This window comes from Thermomonas sp., from assembly GCF_023953935.1.
GTDB lineage: Bacteria > Pseudomonadota > Gammaproteobacteria > Xanthomonadales > Xanthomonadaceae > Thermomonas.
On sequence record NZ_JAMLIW010000008.1, the window covers coordinates 27418 to 48266 of the forward strand.

Consider the following 20849-nt stretch of genomic DNA (forward strand, 5'->3'; position numbering starts at 1 on the left):
AACCGTACGAATTGAATGATTTACAAGGATTCTTTATAAGTGATTAGCAGTTGGATGGCCTCGCCGCCACGCCAGCTGTCAGGGGCGATCCGATAGGCAATGTGCAGCCGTTGACTGGGCGCGCTGCCGTCCCAGCCGTTGAACGCAATGGCGGAAAACCGCGCTCCGTTCAGCCCGAGCTCCAGCTTCAGGTGCCGGTCCTTGAGCACGCGCCAGTCGAGGACGTCGAACACATCGTCGAACATCGGTTCCGGATAGCCCTGTCCCCAGTGGCCGCCGTCGCACAGTGCCACGGCGGCGCGGAACGTGAGCTCATCCGGGGCCAGGGCGCCATCGCTGTGGATCACGTCGGTCAGGAGCTCTTCGGCAAGCGTCTGCCCGACGACGGCGTCGAAAGCATCACGAAAAATCGGGAAATCCCCGCGTGCCAGACTCAGGCCGGCGGCCATGGCGTGGCCCCCGAATCGCAGGATCAAGCCGGGATGGCGTGCATCGACCAGTGCCAGTGCATCGCGAATGTGAAATCCCGGGATCGACCGCGCCGAACCGCGCAACACGGCGGCCTCCGGTTCCACCGGCGCGAACGCGATCGCGGGCCGGTGCAGCTTTTCCTTGAGTTTGGAGGCAATCAGGCCAACCACGCCGGGGTGCCAGTCCGGGTCGAAGAGGCAGGCGCCGTGGACGTCGTTGAGGGCATCGAGGCGGGTTTCCGCATGGTCCTGCATCTGCGCCTGCAAGGCGCGGCGCTGGGTGTTGATATCGTTCAGGGTGGTGGCCAGTTCGCGCGCCTGGCCGGCATCTTCAGCCAGCAGGCACTCGATCCCGATCGCCATGTCTTCCAGGCGCCCGGCCGCGTTGATGCGCGGGCCGATGGCAAATCCGATGTCGGCCGTGGTGAGGGTGGCATTCTTGCGCCCTGCGACTTCGATCAAGGCGTGCAGCCCGGTGCAGCCCTGCCCGGTCCGCAATCGCCTGAGCCCTGCACCGATCAGCGCCCGGTTGTTGGCATCCAGCGGCACCATGTCGGCCACGGTGCCCACCGCCACCAGATCCAGCAGTGACGGCAGGTCGGCCCTGGATCCCAGCCGCGCGCGCAGTGCCAGCAGCACGTAGAAGATCACGCCGACGCCGGCCAGGGCCTTGCTGGCGAAGCCGTCGCCCGGTTGGTTCGGATTGACGATCGCATCGGCCGGCGGCAGCGTCGCTCCCGGCAGGTGGTGATCGGTGACGAGGACTTGCCAGCCGCGCGCCTTGGCGGCGCTGATGCCGGCGTGGCAGGCGATGCCGTGGTCCACGGTGACGACAAGATCGGGCGCAAGCGCGGCCAATTCATCGACCAGCCCCGGCGTCAGCCCGTAGCCGTGGACAATGCGGTTGGGCACCGCGTGCAGCACGTTGCGCGCCCCGAGCAGGCGCAGGCCGCGCACGCCGACGGCGCAGGCGGTGGCACCGTCGCAGTCGAAATCACCGACGACAAGAATGCGCGCATTGCGTTCGATCGCCGATTGCAGCAGCGCGGTCGCGGCGTCGATGTCTTTCAGGGCGTGGTACGGCAGCAACCCGGACAGCCGCGGCATGGCGGCTGCAAAGTCGCGGCTGCCGCGCGCGGCGTGGACCCGCCGGAGCACGTCCGGCCAATCGGCCGGCCACTCCCCAGTGGGCAGCACCGCGGGGCGTCGCACGATGCGGCGGCGCACCGTCACGGCAGCAGGCGCTCCAGCGGCTTGCGCCAGAGCCGCCAGCGCTGGCGGCGCGCCAGGGTGAAGACATGGCCGTCGCTGAAATCCAGCACCACCGCGTGTTGGGAGACCGTGGCCGCCGCTGCGTCGAGCCAGTGCTGGATCAGCCCCGACCAGTCGCGCTGGCCGCGCAGGTCGACCAGCGCGGCGGCGGAAAAATCCTTGAATTCGGTCAGATTCATGCCGCCCAGCTTGGCCAGAATGGCGGCGCCGCGCAGCTCTGGATCGTCTGAATACAGGGTCGGTCCGGCACTCGCAATCGCATCAGGCAACACCCCGCCCCCCCAGAACCACAGACCATTGACAGGCACCCGGCCCGACTCCAGCCGGCGCGCATTGTGCGGGTGGTTGTGCAGGAGGATCTGGGCCTCGCTCATCAGGGTGCGCCAGCGCCGCGCCTCGGGCCCATCGGGCGCGTGCTCGAACACGTCATCGCCGAGCGCCTGCTCGGGCGTCGCGAATTCCGGCAGCTTCACCGCCGGCGCCAGCCGCAGGTACCAACGCTCCGGATGTGGCGCATCCAGGGTCATCCCGGCGTCGCCGAACAGCGGCCGCAGCGCCGGCAGGAAGGCTTCGACATCGGCCGGATCGAGGCCGACGGTGCGGCCGATCCCCAGCAGACGCACGCCATTGATATCGGCGCGCAGGTGGGCGGGATCGGCGCGCAGCCAAGCATCCGGGCTGGCGCCCTCGATGCCGGCTTCGGCCACGCGCGCCAGCGCGGCGGAAGGCCACGCCTGCGGGCGCGGCTGGAAGTGGCGCAGCAGCTGCGCGCGCTCGCCAGTGGCAAGCCGCGCCCGTTCCGCCCGGCCGAGCGCCTTGCCCAGCGCGGGTGGTAGCGGCTGCCCGGCGAAGTTTGCCAGTGCGGGCAGCAGCAGGATCAGGCGATTGGTCACGCGCTGCGGGGCTCAGCCGAGGTAGGCAACCGAAACGATGTCGAATTCGCGGGTGCCGCCGGGTGCTTCGATGGTGACGGCATCACCGGAGTTCTTGCCGATCAGCGCGCGCGCCACCGGCGAGGAGATGGCGATCAACCCCTGCTTGATGTCGGCTTCGAGGTCGCCGACGATCTGGTAGGTGGTTTCATCGCCACTGTCGGCGTCGGCCAGCACCACGGTGGCACCGAACACCACCCGATCACCCGCCGCCAGCTTGGCCACATCGATGATCTGGGCGTTCGACAGTTCGCCTTCCAGATGCTTGATGCGCCCTTCGATGAAGCCCTGCTGTTCGCGGGCGGCGTGGTATTCGGCGTTTTCCTTGAGGTCGCCATGGGCGCGCGCTTCGGCGATCGCCTCGATGATGGCGGGACGTTTGACCGATTTGAGTTCTTCCAGCTCGGCGCGCAGCCGCTGCGCGCCCTTGGCCGTCATCGGGACCGGCATGTTCAAAGCTCCTTGTGCAGTTCCTGCAGCGGGTGCACGTCGCCCGCGCCGCGGTGATCGAGGGAATGCAGCAGCGCGCTGGCGCCCGCCACGGTGGTGGAATATGTCACGCGGGCCTGCAATGCCTCGCGTCGGATCGAAAACGAGTCGGCGATCGCCTGGCGTCCTTCGGTCGTGTTCACGATATAGCAGATTTCGCCGTTCTTGATCAGGTCAACGATGTGCGGACGGCCTTCGGCCACCTTGTTGATCCGCGCGCAGGCAACGCCGTGGCTGCTCAGGAAATCCGCGGTGCCGCCGGTGGCGACGATCGAAAACCCGCGTTCCAGCATGTATCTGGCCACCGGCAGCACCCGTGCCTTGTCCGGGTCGCGGACCGAGATGAAGGCCTGGCCCGGCTGCGGCGCCTTGATGTTGGCCGCTTCCTCGGCGCGCGCGAAGGCGGCTTCGAAGCTGCGGCCCACGCCCATCACCTCGCCGGTCGAGCGCATTTCCGGGCCGAGGATCGGATCCACGTTCTGGAACTTGGCGAACGGGAACACCGCTTCCTTGACCGAGTAATACGCGGGCACGATCTCCGCGGTGGCGCCCTGCTCCGCCAGCGTGGTTCCCGCCATGCAGCGGGCGGCGATCTTGGCCAGCGGGCGGCCGGTGGCCTTGCTGACGAACGGCACGGTGCGGCTGGCGCGCGGGTTGACTTCCAGCAGATAGATGGTGTCTTCCTCGTCCCCGTCGGCGACGCCGACCTGGACCGCGAACTGCGTGTTCATCAGTCCGACCACGTGCAGCGCCTGGGCCAGCGCCACCACCTGCTCACGCAGGCGCTGCTGGGTGCGCTTCGACAGCGAATACGGCGGCAGCGAGCAGGACGAATCGCCGGAATGCACGCCGGCTTCCTCGATGTGCTCCATGACACCGCCGACCAGCACGTTGCCGGCGCGGTCGGCGATCACGTCGACGTCGACCTCCACCGCGGCATCGAGGAAGTGATCCAGCAGCACCGGCGAATCATTGGATACCTTGACCGCCTCGCGCATGTAGCGTTCGAGGTCGGCGTCGGCGTGGACCACCTCCATCGCCCGCCCGCCCAGCACGTAGCTCGGGCGCACCACCAGCGGATAACCAATCTCACGCGCCAGCAGCAGGGCTTCGTCGGCGCTGCGCGCGGTGCGGTTCGGCGGCTGCTTCAGGCCGAGGTCGTCGACCAGTTTCTGGAAGCGCTCGCGGTCCTCGGCCAGATCGATCGAGTCGGGCGAGGTGCCGATGATCGGCACGCCGTTGGCTTCCAGCAGGCGCGCCAGCTTCAGCGGCGTCTGGCCGCCGTACTGGACGATCACGCCCTCGGGCTGCTCCAGCTCGACGATCTCCAGCACGTCCTCCAGCGTCAGCGGCTCGAAGTACAGGCGGTCGGAGGTGTCGTAATCGGTGGAGACGGTTTCCGGGTTGCAGTTGACCATGATGGTCTCGAAACCGTCCTCGCGCAGCGCCAGCGCGGCGTGCACGCAGCAGTAATCGAACTCGATGCCCTGCCCGATCCGGTTCGGGCCACCGCCCAGCACCATGATCTTGCGGCGCTCGCTCGGCGCGGCCTCGCATTCGTCCTCGTAGGTCGAATACAGGTAGGCGGTGCCGGTCGCGAATTCGCCGGCGCAGCTGTCCACCCGCTTGTACACCGGGCGCACGTCGAACGCGCGGCGCAGAGCGCGCACCGCGGTCTCGTTGGTTCCAGCCAACTGGGCGATGCGCGCATCGGAAAAGCCCATCCGTTTGAGCGCACGCAGGCGGCGGGCGTCCAGGCCTTCCAGGCCACGATGGGCCACGTCGATTTCGGCATCGACCAGGGCCTCGACCTGTTCGAGAAACCACGGATCGACGAACGACAGCGTGTGCACGGCGGCCACATCCAGACCGGCACGGAAGGCATCAGCCAGATGGAACACGCGCTCCGGGCCCGGCTCGCGCAGCTCGCGTCGCAGCGTCATCAGTCCATCTTCGGAGGTCAGGTCGAGACCAGTCGGATCCAGTCCGATCTTGCCGGTTTCCAGCCCGCGAAGCGCCTTCTGCAGCGACTCCTGGAAGCTGCGCCCGATCGCCATCACCTCGCCCACCGACTTCATCTGGGTGGTCAGGCGGGCATCGGCGGCCGGGAATTTCTCGAACGCAAAACGCGGAATCTTGGTGACCACGTAATCGATCGAAGGCTCGAACGAGGCCGGGGTCTTGCCGCCGGTGATCTCGTTCTTCAGCTCGTCCAGCGTGTAGCCGACCGCCAGCTTGGCCGCGACCTTGGCGATCGGGAAGCCGGTGGCCTTCGATGCCAGCGCCGAGGAACGCGACACCCGCGGATTCATTTCGATCACCACCATGCGCCCGTCGGTGGCGCTGATGCCGAACTGGACGTTGGAACCGCCGGTATCGACGCCGATCTTGCGCAGCACGGCGATCGAGGCATCGCGCATGCGCTGGTATTCCTTGTCGGTCAGGGTCTGCGCCGGCGCCACCGTGATCGAATCGCCGGTATGCACACCCATCGCATCGAAATTCTCGATGCTGCAGATGATGATGCAATTGTCCGCGCCATCACGGACCACTTCCATCTCGAATTCCTTCCAGCCCAGCACCGACTCTTCGACCAGCACCTCGTGCACCGGCGACAGCTCCAGGCCGCGTTTGACGATGGTCTCGAACTCCTCGCGGTTGTAGGCAATCCCGCCGCCGGTGCCGCCGAGGGTGAAGCTGGGACGAATGATGGTCGGGTAGCCGACCTCGGCCTGCGCATCCACCGCCTCTTCATACGTGCGGGCGATGTGCGAGCGCGGGCTTTCCAGCCCGATTTCGGACATGGCCTGCTTGAACAACTCACGATCCTCGGCCATCCGGATCGCTTCGCGGCGCGCGCCGATCAGCTCGACCCCGTACTTGTCGAGCACGCCGTGGTCGGCCAGGTCCAGCGCGCAGTTGAGCGCGGTCTGCCCGCCCATGGTCGGCAGGATTGCGTCGGGTTTTTCGCGGGCGATGATTTTTTCGACAGTCTGCCAGTTGATCGGCTCGATGTAGACTGCGTCCGCCATTTCCGGGTCGGTCATGATCGTTGCCGGGTTGCTGTTGACCAGCACCACCCGGTAGCCCTCTTCGCGCAGGGCCTTGCAGGCCTGGGCGCCGGAGTAGTCGAATTCGCAAGCTTGGCCAATCACGATCGGGCCGGCGCCGATGATCAGGATGCTGCGCAGATCGGTCCGTTTTGGCATCTCAGCGACCCTCCATCAGGGTGACGAAGCGGTCGAACAGCGGGTCCATGTCCTGTGGCCCCGGGCTGGCTTCGGGGTGGCCCTGGAAGGAAAACGCCGGGGCGTCGGTCAAGGCGATGCCCTGGTTGGTGCCGTCGAACAGCGAGCGGTGGGTGACGTGGACATTGCCCGGCAGGCTGGCCTCGTCGATGCAGAAACCGTGGTTTTGCGAGGTGATCAATACCCGCCCGCTGTCGAGATCCTGCACCGGATGATTGGCGCCGTGGTGGCCGTGGCGCATCTTCATGGTCCTGGCGCCGATTGCCAGCGCCAGCAGCTGGTGGCCGAGGCAGATGCCGTACAGCGGAATCTTCGCCTCGACGAAGGCGCGAGTGGCCGCGATCGCGTAATCGCAGGCCGACGGATCGCCGGGGCCGTTGGACAGGAATACCCCGTCGGGCCGCATAGCCAGCACCTCGCTGGCCGGGGTCTGCGCCGGCACCACGTGGACGTCGCAGCCGCGCTCGGCCAGCATCCGCAGGATGTTGCGCTTGCAGCCGAAATCGTAGGCGACCACCTTGAACTTCGGTGTACCGCCACGGAATGCGTTGCGGTCCAGATCCAGTTGGCCCTCGCTCCAGCGATACGGTGCCTGCGTCGTCACCACTTTGGCCAAGTCCATCCCGGCCAGGCCCGGGAACTTGCGCGCCGCTTCGATCGCGGCATCGACATCGAGGGCTTCGTCGTGACGGCTGCCCGCCAGCAGCGCGCCGTTTTGCGCGCCGCGCTCACGCAGCAGCCGGGTCAATTTGCGGGTGTCGATGCCGGCAATCGCCGGGATGTCGCGCGCTTCCAGCCAGCTCGGCAGCGCGCCCTGACTGCGCCAGCTGCTCGGCGTGGTCGGTCGGTTGCGGACGATCAGACCTGCGGCCCAGACCTGCGACGATTCATCGTCCTGGTCGGTGCAGCCGGTATTGCCGATGTGCGGATAGGTCAGTGCCACCAGCTGGCGGGCGTAGGAAGGATCGGTGAGGATCTCCTGATAGCCGGTCATGGCCGTGTTGAAGACCACCTCACCGACCGCCAGACCGGCCGCGCCCGTGGAAATGCCCTCGAAGACGGTGCCGTCTTCAAGCGCGAGGATTGCGGGGATATCCAAATGCGTCGCCTTTGCTTGGGTTGCACGAAAGCGCCGGAGCGGGTTGGCCGGTCCGGAACTGCGGGTGTTCAGGCGAGGGGAAATTGTACCGACGCGGGCGCGGGCGCGCCAGTGCGGGTTGCAACGCAGGGGTTTGGCTGCCTGCGCAACGGCCTTGGCAAGTGGAACCTGAAAACCTCGAGGCAGGCGTCAGGGTTTCAGGATGAGGCCGCGCGGCGGGCCATTCCAGCCGGCATCGCTGCGGCGATCGACCTCGAACACTCGCAGGTCCGCCTCCGATCGATACTTGACGTAGAAGACTTTCAGCTGTGCGTCGGATCGGGAGTCGGCCCGCCACCAAAGCGCATCACCATTGGCGTCGCTGCGGGATTCCACCCATTGCACCCGCAGGTCCGCGTCGGAACGACGGTCCACGCGATAGACCTTGATGTCGGCTTCCGACGGATACTGCACCTCGATCACGCGCACCGCCTGGGCCTGACCGCATGCCAACAGGGCGATAACGAGCAGCGTCGGCCGGAATTTCATCGGTACCTTCCTGTTGCAATGGGCTTTGACAGGTGGAACGGCAAACGCTGCGGAAACCGGCAACCTTCAAGCCCGCAAGCCTGCAAGCAAGCGGTCGGGACCGGCTCGAGTCCTCGTCAAACCAGGTTTTCGAATGGATAGCGCCCCGGTTCACGGCCGTGCAACCGCCGCGCCGCGTGCAGGGCGCCGCGGGCGAAGATGTCGCGGGAGCTGGCGCGGTGGATCAACTCGATGCGCTCCCCGGTCCCGGTGAACTGCACCAGATGCTCGCCGACGATGTCTCCGGCACGGATCGAGGCGTAGTGCGGCACCACGCCGGCCGTCTGTGCGCTGGCGCCGAGGGTGAGCGCGGTGCCCGACGGCGCGTCCTTCTTGTGGGCGTGGTGGGATTCGACGATGTCGCAGTCCCAGCCGTGCAGCAGGCCTGCGGCCTGTGACACCAATACCTGCAGTACGGCAACGCCGAGGCTGTAATTGCTGGCCCAGACCAGCGGGATGCGCGCAGCGGCGGCATCCAGCGCGGCCTGCTGCCCCTCCGAAAGGCCGGTCGTTCCCGAAACCAGGGCGGTCCGGCGCGCCAGGCACAGGGCCAGTACGGTATCGAAACCGTCCGGCAGACTGAAGTCGACCGCCACGTCGAAATCCGGGACATCATCGAGTTCGGCAACCGCGAACCCGGGGACCCCGGTCTCCTGCGGCGCATGTCGTGCGACGGCGGCGACCACGGTACAGCCGAGGCCCTCCTCGCGACACAGCCGCAGCAGCGCACGGCCCATGCGGCCGGTGGCACCGTGGATCAGGAGGCGGACAGGCGGGCTCATGCCCGCAGGCTAGCCTGCGGCGGCACGTTGCGGCAAGGCCCCCGTTTGCCGGCACCTTGCTTGGACAGCTTCAACGTTCCGCATTCACGCTCTGCAGGCGGTCCACCATCTGGTGCATGGCATCGTCGAAGGCGGTCTGGCCTTCGCGCAGGCGGATCTTGTCGAGCGCCACCATCGCCGCCAGTTCCTGCGCCGATGCCACCAGCACGCGGATGCCGCGCCGGTTGACCAGCAGCAGGCGCGCGGAAATCGGGCTGATCCAGGACACCTTGGCCGGCGCGAAACGCTGGTCGGCGGTGGCCAGCTGCAGCCAGTCGCCCACTTTCAAGGCCTTGATGCGATCAAGGACGCCGGCATCGAAGTCCAGATGTGCATTGTCCGCGACCACCTCGAGTTTTGGCGGGGCCACCTGTTCGACCGGCACGACCTGGGTGGCGATCCGCGCATCCGCCTCGGGGACGGCCTGCCCGGCAGCCATGCGCGCGAGCAACTCGTTCAGCGCGTCATGCGCCGCATGCGCCGCCGCATCGGTGAAACCGGCGCTGGAGAGGATTTCCAGCAAGCCCGCTTCCGGCAGCGGACACGCCGGATCCGGCCAGCGGCCGGCGGCCGCGCGATCCAGCGCCGCCAGCAACCCATCCACGGTTGTCAACGCGCGATCGTAGCGGACCGAATCGACACCGTCGCGCAGCGCCACCTGGACCAGGTGGTGGGCGGTGTGGCGGGACAGGAAGTCGGCGATGACCGGGGGCAGATCGCGCTCGCCGCGACGGGACTCGATGTCGCGCAGGGCCGTTTCGCGGGCGGAATCGAGGCGTTCGCGGCCCCACTGGGCCTCGGTCGTGCGGCGCTCCACCAGCTCGAAACGCTTGCGGTGCTGCGCCATGAACGAACGCAGCTCCTGTTCGAGGGTTTCGAAGATTGCAACGTCTTCGTTGAACTCGGCCACCAGCCGGTCGATGGTGTGATCGACGTGGTCGAGCAGCTCGCGCTCCTGCGGCTCCTCGCCTCGGTTGCCCTCGCAGGCCTCGGCGACGGTGTTGAGCAGTTTGCGCGCCGGGTGTTCCTTCATCAGGAACATACGCCGATCCTTGACCGCAGCCTTGACGCAGGGCACCAGCATGCGGCCGATCTTCTGGCGGATGCGGGTGTCGTACTGCGGACCGTCGAGCAACACGTCGAACAGCAGGGCCACCAGGTCGACGGCATCGCCATCGAGCCCGTCCAGGTTGACGTTGTCCCCGGCGACCCCCAGCTTGCGCGCGCTCTGGCCCATGTGCTTGCGCAACTGGGCGGCGATCGACAGGCCGGCATCGCCGCCGTGCCCGCTTTCGGGAAGGATCGGCGCGGCGTCGCGCTGCATCAGCGACAGGATCGAGAGCAGGTCGTTGGTGCCCAGGGTCGGGCCCGGAGCAGCCATGCCGCCCATTGGGCCGGCGGTCCCGACGCCGGTGTTCAGACCCATCGCCACCCGCCAGCCCTGCAATTGGCCCAGCATGTTGGCGAACATCGCCTGGTCGGCGACATTGACCTGCATCGGCGCCTGCACCGCGCCACCTGGCATGCCCATCTGCGGCATGCCCATCTGCGGCGCACCGGCTTGGGTGGCGGGATCGCGTTGCAGCGCTTCGACCTGGTTGGAATCCGTCGGGTGTGGTTGGGCCTGCTGCGGCGGCGCGCGCCGCGGCTGGGCGGTTGCGGCCGATGCCTTCAGCTCGGGCAGGATGCCGGCACTGGCCATGAGGGCATTGCAGCGTTCATACAAGTCGCCCAGCGCGGAATCCAGTTCACGTTCGAAAAACTTGAACATGATGATCCGCAGCTCGTCGCTGAGGTTCTGGTCCACCATCGCGTGGCCCATCGCGCTGGCCAGGAACACCGGATCCAAAGGATCGTCGCGACGTTCCAGCTTGGCGCTGCCGGCCACCACCGCCATCCGCTTGCTGGCGATCTCGAACGCGGGGCCATGCGTGCGCAGCACCGCCGCGGCCAGTTGCTCGACCGCCAGCTGCTGCTCCAGATCCTGATCCGAGAGCAGGCTCAGGCCGGCATCGAGCCCCGATCCGGCTCCGCCCTCGCCGGTCATCGCGCGGCAGGTGGCCAGCACGGTGAAGCGCGCCGTCACCTGGCTGCGGAATCCCTGGACGATCTGCGCGCGCGCCCGGCGCATCTCCCGCAGGGCACCCAAGCCCAGGTCTTCATCCCCCTTCTGGCTCAAATCGAACAGGTAGTCGTCGGCGTCGCCCAGCGCCGCATCCAGGGCGGGCGTGATGCGGTCGAGGACGTGTTTTTGCAGGGCGTCGAACAACGAGTGGGTCGCTGTGCCTGCGCCGAATCTGGAATCCGTGGGGGGCCGGATGTTCATGGCGTTGCCTGTGACGTGATGTATTGACTCAAGGTGAACACTAGCCCAGTTTGCCGGCACAGATATTGATGCCCGTCATGGTTTGACGACCGCCCATCCACGCAGGGCGACCGTTCAGCCCGCAGCCAGCACCCGGCCAATCCCGGCGACATGCAGGGCGGCGGTCACCGCCTGCAACTGCAAGGCATCGACACCGCGGTCGAAACCGAAGCGAAAGTGCAGTTCGCCGGCCCGGGTCCGCGAGGAATGCAGGGAGGCGATGTTCACCCCATGCTGTTCGAATACGTGCAACAGCGCGCGCAGCGAGCCGGGTCGGTCGCGCGGCAGGTAGACGCTCAGGCTGCACGCATCGGTCAGATCCGCCAGCAGGTAGCCCACCCGTTCGAAGGTGTCGTTGCCCGCCGCCAGCGTCTGCGCGCCAAAGGCTGCACGCCCGCCACCGAGCACTTCGTCGCGGAAGCGCGCGCGGGCAGCCTCATCGCCCTGCTCCACCAGCCCGGCGATCCGGTCGAGCTGGGCGGACAACCGCCGCAATACTTCCGGAACGTGGGCATTGCCGAACTGGATGTCTTCGTAGATCGCCGGATTCTGCGACAGAATGCGGGCGGCAATCGCCACATCCAGCTCGAATGCCGCGCTGCGCAGCGGCAACAGCGCGTCCAGATCGCCGAGCGTGACCGCGTTTTCCCGCAGCACGCCGGCCTGGGCCAGGTGGGTGGCATGCACCATCGCCTGCACCAAGGCCATGGCGCGGTCGTGTTGCTCCGGCTCGACTTCGACGCACTGGGCTTCCAGCGCCGCCAGCAGCGCTTCCAGCCACGGCGTCCAGCGCTCCAGCCGCGCCCTGCACACCGCCAGCACCCGGCCCTTCAACGTGGGCGATTTCGGGGGCGCGGTCAGCGGATGCAGGCCCGCGACCTCCGCCCTCGACGCAAGCATGGCCGCCACTGGCGCGGCCTTGATTGAAGTGACGTCCAGCCACAGTCGTCCGGCTTCACGGCCGGCCGCGCGCGCCGCCCAGTCCCGGATCAGCGGGGCGGTGATCCGGATCGGCGCCGAGAACAGCAGCACATCGGCACGCTCCAGCAGTACCTCCGGGTCATTGGACTCCGGGTCCGCCGGGTCGTGACCCAGCACCTCCAGCCCCATGCGCTGCGCGAAGAACGCCTGCAGCCAGCGCCCGTAGGCGCCGGCGCTGCCGACGATGCCGATGCAAGGAGAATTGAAATCCACGAGCGCGCCTGCTGCGGGGGCTTGCGGATTCTGCCAGAAGCCCCGTGCGCTGCGCCCGGATCGGCCAGGCCAGCCTCCGCCATGACAGGGACGAACGCTTTGCGAGGTGCGGGATCAAGTTGCGGCGGCGTGGCCTGCCGTTGTTTCCAGCAGCCTTCAGGACACCATCCGGTCCCAGAAGCCCTTGACGCCATCGAGGAAGGTGCTGGATTTCGGTGAATGGCGGCGGGCGCCATCACCGACAAACGTCGTCTCGAATCTCTCCAGCAGCTCGCGCTGTTCGCCGGTGAGGTTGACCGGGGTTTCCACCACCACCTTGCAGTAGAGATCGCCGGGCTGGCGGCTGCGGACCGATTTGACCCCTTTCTCGCGCAGGCGGAACACCTTGCCGGTCTGGGTTTCGGCGGGGATGCGCAGCTCGGCCGCGCCGCCGAGGGTGGGCACCCGGATCGCATCGCCCAATGCCGCCTGGGAAATCCTGATCGGCACCTCGCAGTGCAGATCGTCGCCGTCTCGTTCGAAGATGGCGTGCGGGCGCACCCTCACTTCGACATACAGATCACCCGGCGGAGCGCCCGTCGGACCGGCTTCGCCCTCGCCGGCCAGCCGGATGCGGTCGCCCACGTCGACGCCGGCAGGAATCTTCACCGCCAGGGTCTTGTCTTCCTGCACCCGCCCATGGCCGTGGCACTCATGGCAGGGATTGGCAACGGACTTGCCGGCGCCATTGCACTGCGGGCACGGCGTTTGCATCACGAACGGACCGCGCTGCATCCGCACCTGCCCGCGCCCCTGGCAGGTGCTGCAGGTTTCGATCACGCCATCTTCGGAACCACTGCCCTTGCAGCGCCCGCACTGCGCGAGCGTGGGCACGTGGATCTGCTTTTCGACCCCGGCGACGGCCTCTTCGAGGTCCAGCTCCAGCACGTAGCCGACATCGGCACCGCGGCGCGGGCCGCGTTGGCGCCCGCCCCCGCCGCCGAAGATATTGCCGAAGATGTCGCCGAAGATATCGCCCATGTCGGCGAAACCCGGGCCGGGATTGCCGCCGCCCATGCCCTGCTCGAACGCGGAATGGCCGTGCTGGTCGTACAGGCGGCGCTTGCCGCCGTCGGACAGCACCTCATAGGCTTCCTTGCATTCCTTGAACGCCGCTTCGGCGCCCTTGTCGCCCGGATTGCGGTCCGGGTGGTACTTCATCGCGCAGCGCCGGTAAGCCTTCTTCAGCTCTTCCTCGCTGGCGTTCTTGGCCACGCCCAGGACGTCGTAGTAATCGCGTTTGGTCATGGAAACGTGATTCGTGATTCGTGATTGGTGATTGGAAAGAGCAAGATCAAGAGCGAGGGCAATGGCGGGGATTGGCGGGGCGTGGTGGAAAAAGCGGAGCCGGGACTCCGCTTTTTCGAATCACCAATCACCAATCACCAATCACGCACCGATCACGAATCCCGGCTCTTGTCGTCCTTGACCTCGGTGAACTCGGCATCGACCACGTCGTCGCCGGACTTGGCCTGCCCTTGGTCACCGCCGCCGGCCTGCGCCTGGCCGGCTGCCGCAGCGGCGGCGAGCAAGGCCTGGCCGGCTTCTTCCAGCGCCTTGGCCTTGGCTTCGATCTGGGCCTTGTCCTCGCCCTTGATCGCCACTTCGAGTTCCGCGATCGCCGATTCGGCGCGGCCGATGGCATCGCCCGGCAGCTTGTCGCCGTTGTCCTTGATCGTGCTGCGGGTGGCGTGGATCAGGCCGTCGGCCTGGTTGCGCGCCTGCACCAGCTCGTGGAACTTCTTGTCTTCCTCGCGATTGGCTTCGGCGTCCTGCACCATGCGCTGGATCTCGTCATCGGACAGGCCCGAGCCGGCCTTGATCTCGACCTTCTGCTCCTTGCCGGTCTTCTTGTCCTTGGCCGTCACGTGAACAATACCGTTGGCATCGATGTCGAAGCTGACCTCGATCTGCGGCATGCCGCGCGGCGCCGCGTCGATGCCGGTCAAATCAAAACGGGCCAGCGACTTGTTGTAGCGGGCCTGCTCGCGTTCGCCCTGCAGCACGTGCACCGTCACCGCATTCTGGTTGTCCTCGGCGGTGGAAAACACCTGCGAGGCCTTGGTCGGGATGGTGGTGTTCTTCTCGATGATCTTGGTCATCACCCCGCCCAGGGTTTCGATACCCAGACTCAGCGGCGTCACGTCCAGCAGCAGCACATCCTTGACGTCGCCGGCCAGCACGCCGCCCTGCACGGCCGCGCCGATGGCGACGGCCTCGTCCGGGTTCACGTCCTTCTTCGGTTCCTTGCCGAAGAACTCGGCCACCGCCTGCTGCACCTTGGGCATGCGGGTCTGGCCGCCGACCAGAATCACCTCATGGATGTCGGAAGCGCGCAGGCCGGCGTCGTTCAACGCGATGCGGCAGGGCTCGATGGTCTTCTTGACCAGGTCCTCGACCAGCGCCTCGAGCTTGGCCCGGGTGAGCTTGATGTTGAGGTGCTTCGGGCCGCTGGCATCGGCGGTGATGTAGGGCAGGTTGACGTCGGTCTGCTGGGCGCCGGAAAGCTCGATCTTGGCGCGTTCGGCGGCGTCCTTCAGGCGCTGCAGGGCCAGCGGGTCCTTGCGCAGGTCGAAGCCGTCGGACTTCTGGAATTCCTCGACCAGATAGTCGATGACGCGCTTGTCGAAGTCCTCGCCGCCGAGAAAGGTGTCGCCGTTGGTGGCCAGCACCTCGAACTGCTTTTCGCCGTCGACATTGGCAATTTCAATAATCGAAACGTCGAAGGTGCCGCCGCCGAGGTCGTACACCACCACCTTGCGATCCTTGCTGTCACCCTTGTCGAGGCCATAGGCCAGCGCGGCGGCGGTCGGCTCATTGATGATGCGCTTGACGTCGAGGCCGGCGATGCGGCCGGCATCCTTGGTGGCCTGGCGCTGGCTGTCGTTGAAGTAGGCCGGCACCGTGATCACGGCTTCGGTGACGGTCTCGCCAAGGTAGGCCTCGGCGGTCTTCTTCATCTTCTCCAGCACCTTGGCCGAGACTTCCTGCGGCGCCAGCTTGCGGCCGTCGGCCAGCTCGACCCAGGCATCGCCGTTGTCGTGCGCGGTGATCTTGAACGCCGCCACGCCGAGATCCTTTTGCACCTCGGCGTCGGTGAACTTGCGGCCGATCAGGCGCTTGACCGCGTGGAAGGTGTTCTTCGGATTGGTGACCGCCTGGCGCTTGGCCGCTGCGCCCACCAGCACTTCGCCGTCCTTGGTCCAGGCCACCACCGACGGCGTGGTGCGGTCGCCTTCGCTGTTTTCGATGACGCGCGGCTTGCCGTTTTCCATGATGGAAACGCAGGAATTGGTGGTGCCCAGGTCGATGCCGATGATCTTGCCCATGGTGATGCCCTCTGAAAATTCGTGTTGGTCCGTATCGGGTTCGGCGCTGCGCGCCGCTGGTTGCTATCTGGGGTTGCCGGCCTGCGCCTTCAAGGGCGGCCGTTCAGACCGCCGTCATTCGTGCCTGGCGACGATGACCAGCGCCGGCCGCAGCAGCCGCCCGTTGAGCAGGTAGCCTTTCTGGAACACGGTGATCACGTGGCCCGGGGCAACGCCCTCGGCTTCGCCCTGACTGATTGCCTGGTGGAACTGCGGGTCGAATGCTTCGCCCGCCGGGTTCACGATCTGCATGCCGTTGTCGCCGGCCACCTTGAGCAATTGCTGCTGGGTCAACTCCAGGCCCTGGCGCAGCGGCGAATGGGCGTCGTCCACGCTTGCAAGTCCGGCATCGAGGCTGTCGAACACCGGCAGCAGGCTGCCCAGCAGGCGTTCGTTGGCGAACTTGCGGGCGTTGTCGATGTCACGCTCGATGCGCTTGCGGCGATTTTCCAGATCGGCCAGGTCGATCAGCTTCTGTGCTTCGAGCTGCTCGATTCTGGCGCGCAGCGCCTCGAGTTCATCCACCGGCTCCATTGCGGCCGGTTCGTTGCTGTCTTGCATCGGATCGTTGCTCATGTCCACGGTTCGATTTCGCGGCCACGCCGCGCCCGAACCCGTCATGGGGGCTCAAGGTTCGGGAATCAAGGCGGCCCCGAGCGCGGCGGCGGTCGCCTCGACCACCGGGATCACCCGCTCGTAGGCCATCCGGCTGGGCCCGATCACGCCGACCACGCCCAGCACCCTGCCCTCGCTGCCGTAGGGCGCGCCCACCAGCGACATGCCTTCCAGCGGCGCCAGCCCGGTTTCCTCGCCAATGAAGACCCGCATCCCCGGCGCCTTCGCGATCTTCTCCAGCAGTCGCAGCAGTTCGCGCTTTTCCGAAAACGCCTCGAACAGGGCGCGCAGCTGCTCCAGGTCGCTCAAATCCTGCAGGCCCATCAGCCGGGTCTGGCCGGCCACCAGCATGTCGCCGCTTGCTGCCGGTGCGAACGCCTGTTCGGCAAGATCAATCGATGCCGCCAGCAGCCGGTCCAGCTCGCTGCGAGCATCGCGCAACTGGCCCAGCAGCACTGCCCGGATCCGCTCCAGCGGCATGCCGGCGAAATGGGTGTTCAGGTAATTGGCCGCCTGCTCCAATTCGGACGGCGTCAAGGCACGTCGCACCGGCACGATGCGGTTCTGGATCTCGCCATCGGCGAACACCAGAATCGCCAGGACCCGCTGCGGATCCAGCGCCACGAAATCGATCTGGCGGAACGCGAAACTCTCGCGCTTGGGTACGCTGACCATGCCGGCAAAGCGTGTCATCGTGGTCAACAGTTCGCTGGCAGTGCCCAGCAAGGCCTGGGTGCCGGCGCCGGCGGGCAGCTCGTGGCGCAGGTGTTCGACCTCATCGACAGGCAGCGGCTTGAGCTGGAGCAGGGAATCGACGAACAGGCGGTAGCCCTGCGCCGTCGGCACCCGTCCGGCCGAGCTGTGCGGCGCCGCCAGCAGGCCGGCGTCCTCCATCGATGCGAGGATGTTGCGGATGGTCGCCGGGCTGACATCCAGGCCGGCATGCCGGGCCAGGGTCTGCGAGCCCACCGGCTCGCCGCTGCGGATGTGGCGGGCCACCAGTGCGCGCAGCAGCTGGCGCGCGCGTGGGTCGAGGGCGATGTCATCGCGGTGGTGTCGGGACATGCCACGGTTGTATGCGCAGCGGCGGCATCGTGCAAGTCATTGCGCAAACGCTATCCCCGCACGGCTTGCACAGGCACAATTCCGACCCATGCTGCTGCGCCTGTCCATCCGCGATTTTGCCGTGGTCGCCCACGCCGAACTGGCCTTCGCTGCCGGGCTGACCGTCATTTCCGGCGAAACCGGCGCCGGCAAATCCCTGCTGGTCGATGCGCTGGGCTTCCTGTCCGGTGCCCGCGCCGACGCCGGCGCGGTGCGCTTCGGCGCGCAGCGGGCTGAATTGAGCGCCGAGTTTTCACTGGCCGACTGCCCCGAGGCCGCGCGCTGGCTGCAAGCCGCCGCGCTGGATGAAGACCAGACCTGCCTGCTGCGCCGGGTGCTGCATGCGGACGGCGGTTCCAAGGCCTGGATCAATGGACGACAGGTGGCGCTGGCGCAACTGGCCGAGCTGGCCGGGCTGCTGGTGGAAGTGCATGGACAACACGCGCAGCAAGCGCTGCTGGTGCGCGCCCGGCAAACCACGCTGCTGGACGCCTGCATCCGCCAACCCGACCTGCTGCAGAACACCCGCACCACCGCGGAGCGCTGGAAAGCCCTGCACGCGGAGCGCAACGCCCTGCTTGCACGCGGTGACGTCGGCGAACGCCAGCGCTGGCTGCAATTCCAGCTGGAGGAGCTCGATGCCCAGCCGCTGGCCGCGGACGCCTTGGCCGAGCTCGACGCCAGCCATCGCCGCCACGCCCATGCCGCCGCGCTGATCGCGGTGTGTGACGATGCTCTGGAGACGCTCGCCGGGGAAACGTCGGTCGGTTCGCGCGTGCAGCGCCTGCGCCACGGCCTGCAACGCGAGGCCAGCCACGAGGCGCGCCTCATCGAAGTCGATGCCCTGCTCGATTCCGCCAGCATCCAGCTCGACGAAGCGACCTCGCTGTTGCAACGCATCCGCGACGACCTCGACCTCGATCCGGATGCATTGGCCGATCTGGAGCGCCAACTGACCCGCGTGCAGGACCTCGCGCGCAAGCATCGGGTCGCGCCGGACCAATTGCAGGCGCAGCGCGATGCACTGGCCGCCGAACTGGAATCACTGACCGATGCCGATACCAGGCTGCGTCGCCTCGAGGCCGATATCGCCGCCGCGCACGCCGCCTGGACGCAAGCCGCCGCGCGCCTGGGCGCAGCGCGACGCGACATCGGCGCGCGAATGTCGGAAGCGGTCACCGCCCTGATCGCCGAGCTCGGCATGCAAGGCGGCGTGTTCGAGATTCAGCTCGAACGCAATCCCGACGCGCAGCCCGACCCCAACGGCAGCGAACGCGCCGAATTCCTGGTTTCCGCCAATCCCGGCCAGCCGCCGCGCCCGCTGCGCAAGATCGCGTCGGGCGGCGAGCTGTCGCGCATCTCGCTGGCCATTGAAGTCGCTACCCAGGGCCAGGACGCGGTGCCGACCATGGTGTTCGATGAAGTCGATGCCGGCATCGGTGGCGCGGTCGCCGCGGCGGTCGGGCAGATGCTGCGAACGCTGGGCAACGACCGGCAAGTGCTGTGCGTGACCCACCAGCCACAGGTCGCCGCCGCAGGCCACGCCCAGTACGCGGTCAGCAAGGCCGCCAGCGAAGGCATCACCCAGTCCGCGGTGGTCGCACTCGACGGCGCCGGCCGGATCGAGGAGATCGCGCGCATGATCGGTGGTGCGGACGTGAGCGACGAAGCCCGCGCCGCGGCGCGACGCTTGCTGGACGCGCATTGAGCTCCAGCGCCGGCGCCTGTGCGACCATGCCGGCATGCCCGCCTCCTTCCTGTTCTACGACCTCGAAACCTTCGGCAGCAATCCGCGGCAAACCCGGATCGCCCAGTTCGCGGCGATTCGCACCGACCTGGACCTGAACGAAGTCGAGCCACCGATCAGCTTCTTCGTGCAGCCGGCCAATGACCTGCTGCCCTCGCCGGAGGCGACCCTGGTCACCGGGATCACGCCGCAGGACGCGCTGCGTGACGGCGTGATCGAAGCCGAAGCCTTCGCCCGCATCCTCGACGAGATGGGCCGCCCGCAGACGTGCAGCCTCGGCTACAACTCGATCCGCTTCGACGATGAGTTCATCCGCTACGGCCTGTATCGCAATTTCCATGAACCGTATGAGCGCGAATGGAAGCACGGCAATTCGCGCTGGGACCTGCTCGACGCGCTGCGGCTGATGCATGCGCTGCGCCCGGACGGCATCCATTGGCGAGCGCGCGACGACGGCAAGGGCACCAGCTTCAAGCTCGAACACCTGGCCGAGGACAACGGCCTGCGCGTTGGCAGCGCGCATGAGGCGTTGTCCGACGTGCGCGCGCTGATCGGTCTTGCCCGCCTGTTCAAGCAGGCCCAGCCCAGGTTGTGGGACTACGCACTGCAGCTGCGCGACAAGCGTTTCGTCGCGTCCCTGCTCGATGTCATCGGCATGACGCCGCTGCTGCACATCTCCCAGCGCTACCCGGCCACGCGCCTGTGCGCCGCGCCGGTGCTGCCGCTGGTCGTGCATCCGCACTATTCCACGCGCACGATAGTCATTGATCTCGATGCCGAACCGGATGACTTGCTGGCACTGGACGCCGACACCATCGCGGCACGCCTGTACCTGCGACAGGACGCGCTGCCGGAGGGCGCAACCCGAATCCCGCTGAAGGAAGTCCACGCCAATCGGTGCCCGGCGCTGGTGCGTTGGGATCATCTGCGCGCGGCGGATTTCCAGCGGCTCGGCATTGATCCGGAAATCGTACAGGCCCGCGCGGTGCGCTTGCGGGCCACCGCCCCCGCATTGGCGGAAAAACTGCGCCGCGTGTATGCACGCACCCGCCAAGGCGCAACAGCGGACGCCGATGCCGCTTTGTACGACGGCTTCCTCGGCGATCCCGACAGGCGCTTGCAGGCGCAGATACGCGTCACCCCACCGCAACGCCTCGCCAGCGCGCACTTCCCGTTCCACGATCCGCGCCTGCCGGAATTGCTGTTCCGCTACCGTGCGCGCAATTGGCCGGAGGCGCTGTCGGCAAGTGAGTCCGAACGCTGGGATGCCTATCGTCGGCAGCGCCTGCTGGAAGATTCCGGCATGTCGGAACTGACGCTGGCGCAATTCGATGCGCAGCTTGCGGCACTGCGCGTGCAGCGCGCGGAGGATGCCCGCGCGCTGGCCTTGCTCGATCGGCTGCAGGATTGGGGCGCCCGTGTCGGGATGGCGCTGGGTCGCTGACAGGCATTCCGGACGCGGATCAACGCGGACAGGCGCGGATCGATCCGGAGCGGGCTGAGCTGTATCTCCCCCCTT

The 20849-nt window shown here is 67.2% G+C and carries 15 protein-coding genes; 2 read left to right on the top strand and 13 right to left on the bottom strand.

Annotated features, from left to right (window positions below; genetic code table 11):
* Positions 1 to 20 precede the first annotated feature (20 nt).
* From recJ to hrcA, 13 genes are all read right to left on the bottom strand, one after another.
* Positions 21 to 1682: a single-stranded-DNA-specific exonuclease RecJ gene (gene recJ / locus M9902_RS09700; RefSeq protein WP_297222759.1), complete on the bottom strand. Its 1662-nt coding sequence runs from the start codon at positions 1680 to 1682 to the stop codon at positions 21 to 23.
* A gap of 17 nt (positions 1683 to 1699) precedes the next feature.
* Complete coding sequence (locus M9902_RS09705; protein WP_297222610.1) at positions 1700 to 2635, bottom strand: phosphoglycerate mutase; 936 nt, start codon at positions 2633 to 2635, stop codon at positions 1700 to 1702.
* A gap of 12 nt (positions 2636 to 2647) precedes the next feature.
* Entirely contained in the window at positions 2648 to 3112 is a 465-nt protein-coding gene (gene greA, locus M9902_RS09710; protein ID WP_297222761.1) for a transcription elongation factor GreA, read from the bottom strand.
* Between the two features lie 14 nt (positions 3113 to 3126).
* Positions 3127 to 6372, bottom strand: coding sequence for a carbamoyl-phosphate synthase large subunit (carB, locus tag M9902_RS09715; RefSeq protein WP_297222611.1), 3246 nt, complete (start codon positions 6370 to 6372; stop codon positions 3127 to 3129).
* 1 nt (position 6373) lies between these two features.
* On the bottom strand, positions 6374 to 7510 hold the full coding sequence (carA, locus tag M9902_RS09720; protein WP_297222613.1) for a glutamine-hydrolyzing carbamoyl-phosphate synthase small subunit: 1137 nt from the start codon (positions 7508 to 7510) through the stop codon (positions 6374 to 6376).
* A gap of 189 nt (positions 7511 to 7699) precedes the next feature.
* The gene (locus M9902_RS09725; RefSeq protein ID WP_297222615.1) at positions 7700 to 8038 is read right to left on the bottom strand and encodes a DUF6150 family protein; all 339 of its coding nucleotides are present in this window, start codon (positions 8036 to 8038) and stop codon (positions 7700 to 7702) included.
* Between the two features lie 116 nt (positions 8039 to 8154).
* Positions 8155 to 8859 carry a 4-hydroxy-tetrahydrodipicolinate reductase gene (dapB, locus tag M9902_RS09730; RefSeq protein ID WP_297174905.1) on the bottom strand — a complete coding sequence of 235 codons (705 nt, stop codon included), beginning with the start codon at positions 8857 to 8859 and terminating at the stop codon, positions 8155 to 8157.
* Positions 8860 to 8929: 70 nt separating this feature from the next.
* A complete protein-coding gene (locus M9902_RS09735; RefSeq protein ID WP_297222618.1) occupies positions 8930 to 11224 on the bottom strand; it encodes a DUF1631 family protein in 2295 nt (764 codons plus the stop codon).
* Positions 11225 to 11338: 114 nt separating this feature from the next.
* The gene (locus tag M9902_RS09740) at positions 11339 to 12457 is read right to left on the bottom strand and encodes a prephenate dehydrogenase (RefSeq protein WP_297222620.1); all 1119 of its coding nucleotides are present in this window, start codon (positions 12455 to 12457) and stop codon (positions 11339 to 11341) included.
* 156 nt (positions 12458 to 12613) lie between these two features.
* Entirely contained in the window at positions 12614 to 13744 is a 1131-nt protein-coding gene (gene dnaJ, locus M9902_RS09745) for a molecular chaperone DnaJ (protein WP_297222623.1), read from the bottom strand.
* Between the two features lie 152 nt (positions 13745 to 13896).
* Positions 13897 to 15825, bottom strand: coding sequence for a molecular chaperone DnaK (gene dnaK, locus M9902_RS09750; RefSeq protein WP_297222625.1), 1929 nt, complete (start codon positions 15823 to 15825; stop codon positions 13897 to 13899).
* A gap of 114 nt (positions 15826 to 15939) precedes the next feature.
* On the bottom strand, positions 15940 to 16440 hold the full coding sequence (grpE, locus tag M9902_RS09755) for a nucleotide exchange factor GrpE (RefSeq protein ID WP_297174921.1): 501 nt from the start codon (positions 16438 to 16440) through the stop codon (positions 15940 to 15942).
* Positions 16441 to 16491: 51 nt separating this feature from the next.
* Positions 16492 to 17544, bottom strand: coding sequence for a heat-inducible transcriptional repressor HrcA (hrcA, locus tag M9902_RS09760; RefSeq protein WP_297222627.1), 1053 nt, complete (start codon positions 17542 to 17544; stop codon positions 16492 to 16494).
* Positions 17545 to 17632: 88 nt separating this feature from the next.
* Between hrcA and recN the strand changes: the two genes are divergently transcribed.
* Complete coding sequence (gene recN / locus M9902_RS09765; protein WP_297222629.1) at positions 17633 to 19291, top strand: DNA repair protein RecN; 1659 nt, start codon at positions 17633 to 17635, stop codon at positions 19289 to 19291.
* Positions 19292 to 19325: 34 nt separating this feature from the next.
* Positions 19326 to 20774: an exodeoxyribonuclease I gene (gene sbcB, locus M9902_RS09770; protein WP_297222631.1), complete on the top strand. Its 1449-nt coding sequence runs from the start codon at positions 19326 to 19328 to the stop codon at positions 20772 to 20774.
* Positions 20775 to 20849: the final 75 nt, after the last annotated feature.

What these genes read in the sequence shown, in the direction of transcription:
- greA (WP_297222761.1), bottom strand. Translation starts at nt 3,112, where the DNA reads ATGACGGCCAAGGGCGCGCAGCGGCTGCGCGCCGAGCTGGAAGAACTC.
- carB (WP_297222611.1), bottom strand. Translation starts at nt 6,372, where the DNA reads ATGCCAAAACGGACCGATCTGCGCAGCATCCTGATCATCGGCGCCGGC.
- M9902_RS09725 (WP_297222615.1), bottom strand. Translation starts at nt 8,038, where the DNA reads ATGAAATTCCGGCCGACGCTGCTCGTTATCGCCCTGTTGGCATGCGGT.
- dapB (WP_297174905.1), bottom strand. Translation starts at nt 8,859, where the DNA reads ATGAGCCCGCCTGTCCGCCTCCTGATCCACGGTGCCACCGGCCGCATG.
- M9902_RS09735 (WP_297222618.1), bottom strand. Translation starts at nt 11,224, where the DNA reads ATGAACATCCGGCCCCCCACGGATTCCAGATTCGGCGCAGGCACAGCG.
- dnaJ (WP_297222623.1), bottom strand. Translation starts at nt 13,744, where the DNA reads ATGACCAAACGCGATTACTACGACGTCCTGGGCGTGGCCAAGAACGCC.
- dnaK (WP_297222625.1), bottom strand. Translation starts at nt 15,825, where the DNA reads ATGGGCAAGATCATCGGCATCGACCTGGGCACCACCAATTCCTGCGTT.
- grpE (WP_297174921.1), bottom strand. Translation starts at nt 16,440, where the DNA reads ATGAGCAACGATCCGATGCAAGACAGCAACGAACCGGCCGCAATGGAG.
- hrcA (WP_297222627.1), bottom strand. Translation starts at nt 17,544, where the DNA reads ATGTCCCGACACCACCGCGATGACATCGCCCTCGACCCACGCGCGCGC.
- recN (WP_297222629.1), top strand. Translation starts at nt 17,633, where the DNA reads ATGCTGCTGCGCCTGTCCATCCGCGATTTTGCCGTGGTCGCCCACGCC.
- sbcB (WP_297222631.1), top strand. Translation starts at nt 19,326, where the DNA reads ATGCCCGCCTCCTTCCTGTTCTACGACCTCGAAACCTTCGGCAGCAAT.